This window comes from Halococcus hamelinensis 100A6 (genome assembly GCF_000336675.1).
Classification (GTDB): domain Archaea; phylum Halobacteriota; class Halobacteria; order Halobacteriales; family Halococcaceae; genus Halococcus; species Halococcus hamelinensis.
The window spans coordinates 1-5,716 of the sequence record NZ_AOMB01000026.1 but is presented as its reverse complement, the minus strand read 5'-3'; the positions used below and the strand labels follow the sequence as shown (position 1 = coordinate 5,716).

Below are 5,716 nucleotides of genomic sequence, written 5' to 3'. Positions count from 1 at the left end.
GGGCTGATAACCCATCGTTAGCGTCGTTCCGGTTCCGCTCGCGACACCCAGACAGCCGGTCGCGAGACCCGTTCCCGCGACGGTCGCTGTCTGGAGGAATCGCCGCCGGGTCGTGTTGGAACCGGCTTCCTTCGATCGACGGTGGTTGTTTTGAGTCATGTTCTCTGGTAGTGGTTCGTCCTGGTGCTCACCCGCTCGCACGAGCGATGTTTCGATGCCGGTGAAGTGGAACTCGTTTCGTTCCACTTCTCTGATAAGTTATCTATAAACCATCTTGGTCGTAGCTACGGATAAGTTTCCGGTCTGCTGATGCAAGCTTTGTTTCGGCTATCGAACGCGGGGTACTAATATTTGTACTAACATCTTTATATATTTTCGATGGAATCGCCGGGAGGCTATCCCGCGCATCGGAGACCACAGCCCACGAATAGCGCCCCCGCCGTGGATCTCGGAGAGAGGATGGGAGCCTAAAGCGGTGCGAGCCCGTTCAGAACGGTTCGGACCGTTCGCACGACGAGGAAGGTCGCCGACCCGCTGGCGCACGCACACCCCGAGAGAACGGTCACCGTGCTGGCCGCCGCCGCCCCGAGGAGTATCGACGCCGGCACGCGCCACCACCCCCGGAGGACCGGGAGCGCGGCCCCGACACAGAGCAAGAGGAGGGGCAGACCGGTGAGGTAGAGCCGCTCGATACCGACACCGAGGTAGGCGATGACCACCAGTCTGTTCGCACCGGCCGTTTGCAGCGCGACCGACCCGACCGCCGGGGACACCGAGAGAAGCGGACCGTGCGTTCCGAGCCAGACGAGGAGTGCACCCGCCCCGACCGCTCCGCTCCCGGTCAGCAGTGTTCCTACGACGACGTCACGGTACACCGCTCGTCGCCGGAACGAACGAGAAGGTCGGTTCACCGATCGTTCGTTTCGCGCTGTGCCATATCGGTGCTTCGACTTCGTGCGCGCGTTCGGGTGGAGGCTCGATACGTCGAAACACCGTCCGAAACGGCCGGGATGGTCGCGATGTCGGGCCGGGATGGTCGCGATGTCGCTCCGGCCACTCTCGATATTGTACCCCTCGTCCCTGAGAAACAGTTATGATTCCTCGGGATACCGATCCTTGGGATGGCACGAAACAGAACTGCCCTGGCCGTCGGTACCCTCTCGGTCGCCGCGTTGCTCGTCGCCGCGCTCGGCCTCTACCGCGTGTTCTCGTACCTCGCCGGAGCGCTCATCGTCGCGGTACTCCCGCTGGCGGCCGTCGAGCGGGGTGACCGGGAGCTCGACGTCACACCGTACACCGGGCTCGTCGCGGGGCTGGGGCTGCTGTTCGCGGTCGGACTGACCGGGATCTGGCTGCTCTGGGACCCCGGTACCGCGAGCGAGAGCTATCTCCTCGGGGTCCCGCAGTCGACGTTCGTCTACATCCTGTTCCTCTGGCTCCTGCCGCTTCTCGCACCCGTCTACTACGCGGTCTCGGTCTTCAACGAGACGGCAAACGAGGAGCTCGTCGCCGACGTGATGGACGACGCGCGGCAGGCGCAACGTGAGACCGACTTTCCGCTCGCCCCGTCGCGTTCCACGGGCGTCGAATCCGACGGCGGGAGCGACCGATGACGCCCCTCCAAGCGATCCCGGTGGCCGACGACCCGTTCGTGCTCCTGTTCGGCGGGCTCTATCTCCTGATCGTCCTCGCGATCGGCGTCTGGGGCTATCTCAACACCGATAGCACGAGCGACTTCCTCATCACCGGCAAGTCGGTGGGGACGTGGGTACTCGCGCTGACCGCGTTCTCGGTGATCCAGTCGGGCTTCGGGTTCGTCGGCGGCCCGGAACTCGTCTACTCCTACGGGATGACCGGAATGTGGATCTTCTTCACCGCACCGGTGGGATTCCTCATCGCCTGGGTACTGCTCGCCCGCCGGATGCGGATCCTCGCCGACATCAGGAACGTCCTCACGCTCGCCGACGGGATGTACGTCCGCTATGAGAGCGCGTGGGTCAGGGGCCTCACCGCGCTCGCGGTCATCGTCGGCGTGATCGCCTACCTCGCGACCAACCTCGCCGCCCTCCAGTTCGTGATGCGGGCGATATTCGGGATCCCCGTGGTCTGGGGGCTGTTCGGCGGCGCGGCGATCCTGCTCGCCTACAGCGTCCTCGGCGGGATGATCGCCGGCGTCTGGACCGACTTCGTCCAGTCGATCACGATGATCATCGGCGCGGTGTTCGTCTTCTACTTCGCGCTTGAGTTCGGCGGCGGTATGGGCACCATCACCCGGAACCTCGCGAGCGTCGACCCCGCGCTCGTCTCGCCGTTCGGCGCGATCGGCGTGCCCGCCGCGAGCGCCTTCACCGCCCTCGCGTGGTGGATCCTCTTCTCGGTCGGGTCGGCGGGACAGCCCCACCTCATCACGAAGTTCTACATGAGCCGCGACCTCACGATCCTCCGCTGGGGCGCGCCGATCGCCGCGATATCCTACGCGATCTCGAGCATGATCGCCTTCTCGGCGGGACTCTCGATGCGCGCGGCGGTCGAGGGCGGGACGATCCCCGAACTCCGGAGCGCGTCGATCGCCGCGCCGGTGTTCGTGTTGAACCAGACGCCCGGCGTGGTCGCCGGGCTCGTGCTCGCCGCCCTCCTCGCGGCGATCATGTCCACGAGCGATTCGTTCCTCAACATCGGTGCCGCCGCGATCTCGCGCGACCTCCCGCGGGCGTTCGGCCGCCCGATCGAGGACGAGGCGACCGAACTCAGAGTGACGCAGATCGCGCTCGCTGGGCTCACCGTCCTCTCCACGCTGGTGGTGTTCTACTCCGACGCGCTGGTCGGCATCCTCGGAACTATCGGCTGGGGGTTCTTCGCGGCGGCGTTCTTCCCGCTCGCGGTCTTCGGACTGAACTGGAAGGGCGCGACCAAGGAGGGCGCGGTCGCGGGGATCATCGGCGGCCTCGTCGTCAACCTGTTCTACAGCGCCGTCCCGCGGATCGCCGAAGCCGCAGGCGCGCCGGGCGTGAGCGAGACGATACTCTCGCTCTACCCCTTCACCGAGGGGTTCCCGGTGGGAACCGTAGCGCTGTTGGTCTCGATCGCACTCACGGTTGGGGTCTCGGTGCTCACCCAGCGCGGACGGAGCGTGCCCGCCGACCTGGTCACCCTGCTGGAGCGATAGGATGGCCGCGACCGAGTCCGTGGTCGGGCGGTTCAGCGGCTGGTATCGACGGACGCCAGTCTCCCTCGAGTTCTGGGAGGGCGTGCTCACCGACGAGCGCCTGATATGGTGTTTCGTGGGCGAGTCGTTCAAATCCCTCCTCCTCCGTGCCGACATGGGGACCACCGCTCGCGAGGAGGTCTCGGGTCTCGCGCCCGACGCGGTGGCGGCGTTCGACGACCGGAATCGGGTGGTGGCGCTCGACGAGCTCGATTCGATCCGGCTCTCGCCCGGCTCTCGTCTCCGTCGTTCGTCGCTGGTCGTCACCTGGAACGACGAGCGGTTCGACCTCGAAGCGACCAGCGCGAGCGACCCCCACGAGGCGTTCGTCGAAGCGCTCGCCGACGACGATCGGTTCTCGCACGTCGAGGTGGCGGTCGAGCGCTCGTTTCTGTAGTCGGCCAAGCTATTTGTAGAGCGGTTTCGAAGCTCGATGGTATGCCGTGGCACGTTTCACTCGACGGCGAGACCTACGAGGACGCGCGCGAGTCGTTCCAGTGGGACCTCCCGGCGGACTACAACCTCGGGCGGGATCTACTTCGAAAACACGACCGGTCCGACGAACGGATCGCCCTCTATCAGGCCTACCCCGACGGTCGTCGTGAAACCTACACGTTCGACGACCTCGACCGACTCTCGAACCGCGTGGCGAACGCCTTCGAGAGCGCGGGGGTCGAGCGCGGTGACCGCGTCGGCGTGGTCGTCCCGCAGAAGCCCGCGAACCCGCTCACCCACATCGCGTGCTGGAAGATGGGTGCCGTCTCGCTCCCGCTGTCGCCGCTCTTCGGCGACGAGTCGCTCCGGCATCGCCTCGCCGATAGCGAGGCGAAAGCCGTGGTCGCCGATACGAGCGTGATCGAGACCGTCGCGAGCGCGGCCGCCGAGTGCCCGGCGCTCGAAACCGTCGTCGAGGTCACGGACGACGATACACCGGCGGATTCCGCCTCGACGACGTTCTCGGTGCTGACCGAGGACGAGTCCGAGGGGTACGAGATCGCCGAAACGACGGCCGAGACGCCCGCGATCGTGATGTACACCAGCGGGTCGACGGGGCCACCGAAAGGGGCACTCCACGGTCACGGCGTCTGGGTCGGCCACTGTCCGGCGTTCTCGATGTACTTCGAACGCCAGGTCGACGACGGCGTCTACTGGACCCCCGCCGACTGGGCGTGGATCGGGGCGCTCGGCGACCTGCTCTACCCGGCGTGGCACTACGGACGGCCCGTCGTCGGCTACCCCATGGGGAAGTTCGACCCCGAGACGTCGTTCTCGCTGCTGGAGGAGTTCGACGTCACGGACGCGTTCGTGCCGCCGACGGCGATTCGGATGCTGATGAGCGTCGAGAGCCCGCTCGAAACCTACAACCTCTCGCTCCGGGCGGTCTGTTCGGGCGGCGAACCGCTCACCCCGGAGATCCTGGAGTGGGCCGAGACGGCACTCGCCGGCGTCGCGGTCAACGAACTCTACGGCCAGACGGAGGCCAACCTCCTCGTCACCAACTGCCGGGAGTGGTTCCCGGCGCGCCCCGGCTGTATGGGGAAACCCGTTCCCGGACACGACGTCGCCGTCGTCGACCCCGAGACCGGTGTCGAACGGCCGACGGGTGAGGTCGGGGAGATCGCCGTCAAACGCGGTGACGACCCGGTGGTCTTCGATGGCTACTGGAACGACGACGAGAAGACGGCGGGCGCTACCGTCGGCGAGTGGCATCTGACCGGCGACCTCGGGGTGCAGGACGACTCCGGCTACTGCTGGTTCAAGTCCCGCGACGACGACCTCATCCTCACCAGCGGCTACCGGGTCGGCCCCGGTGAAGTCGAGCGCGCGATCCTCGAACACCCGGCCGTCGAGCAGGTCGGCGTCATCGGGGTCGCCGACGACACTCGCGGGGAGATAATCAAGGCCTTTGTCCAGCCGACGTCGGCCACCGACACGACCGAGAGCGGGGACGAGCTGCGTGAGGCGATCCGCGACCGCGTCCGGGACCGACTCGCGAAGTACGAGTACCCGCGGGCGATCGAGTTCGTCGAACGGCTCCCGCAGACGACGACTGGCAAGATCCAACGCCGGAAACTCCGGGAGCAAGAACACGCCTCGAACGGGGAGTCACACGGATAGCAAACCCCACCCCAGGCGTTTGGGAGCCCTTCGTTCGGGCCATTCGAGGCCGTCCGACGTAGACGAATATCGTTCGGTGAGCGCTGACCGTTCCGAGACGTCGTGCAGTGGGGACGACGTTCGGAACGCAACGGTCGAACCGAAATACGAGTACTCTCGTATCAGATGAGGCGAGAAGTCTGACGAGGATTCCCAGGAACCTCCGGAAACGGCGGTAGGTCACGGAGGGCTGGAACCCCCGTCATTGAGGGGTGCGATGCAGACTTGGCATCCCACAACGGGAGGGCGGCGGAGGGGAAAGAGAGTACGTTTCGTGTGCTTTCGCAACCAGTGAGGGAGCGGGTCGTGAGCAACCGTGGAGAGAGAGTACGTTTCGTGTGCTTTCGCAACCAG

The 5,716-nt window shown here is 66.1% G+C and carries 5 protein-coding genes; 4 read left to right on the top strand and 1 reads right to left on the bottom strand.

What is annotated here, in order from left to right; genetic code table 11:
* Positions 1–467: 467 nt before the first annotated feature.
* A complete protein-coding gene (locus C447_RS09025; protein ID WP_007693116.1) occupies positions 468–875 on the bottom strand; it encodes a hypothetical protein in 408 nt (135 codons plus the stop codon).
* Positions 876–1,121: 246 nt separating this feature from the next.
* Here C447_RS09025 and C447_RS09020 point away from each other — a divergent pair, with 246 nt between their 5' ends.
* Genes C447_RS09020 through C447_RS09005 form a run of 4 tightly spaced genes read left to right on the top strand, consistent with a single transcriptional unit; the run spans position 1,122 to position 5,323 of the window.
* Positions 1,122–1,613 (top strand): hypothetical protein, encoded by a 492-nt coding sequence (locus C447_RS09020; RefSeq protein WP_007693114.1) that lies wholly within the window; start codon positions 1,122–1,124, stop codon positions 1,611–1,613.
* Positions 1,610–3,166, top strand: coding sequence for a sodium:solute symporter family transporter (locus C447_RS09015; protein WP_007693112.1), 1,557 nt, complete (start codon positions 1,610–1,612; stop codon positions 3,164–3,166). The genes C447_RS09020 and C447_RS09015 overlap by 4 nt, the downstream gene beginning before the upstream one ends.
* 1 nt (position 3,167) lies before the next feature.
* On the top strand, positions 3,168–3,602 hold the full coding sequence (locus C447_RS09010) for a hypothetical protein (RefSeq protein ID WP_007693110.1): 435 nt from the start codon (positions 3,168–3,170) through the stop codon (positions 3,600–3,602).
* 41 nt (positions 3,603–3,643) lie between these two features.
* The gene (locus tag C447_RS09005) at positions 3,644–5,323 is read left to right on the top strand and encodes an AMP-binding protein (protein WP_007693108.1); all 1,680 of its coding nucleotides are present in this window, start codon (positions 3,644–3,646) and stop codon (positions 5,321–5,323) included.
* Positions 5,324–5,716 lie beyond the last annotated feature (393 nt).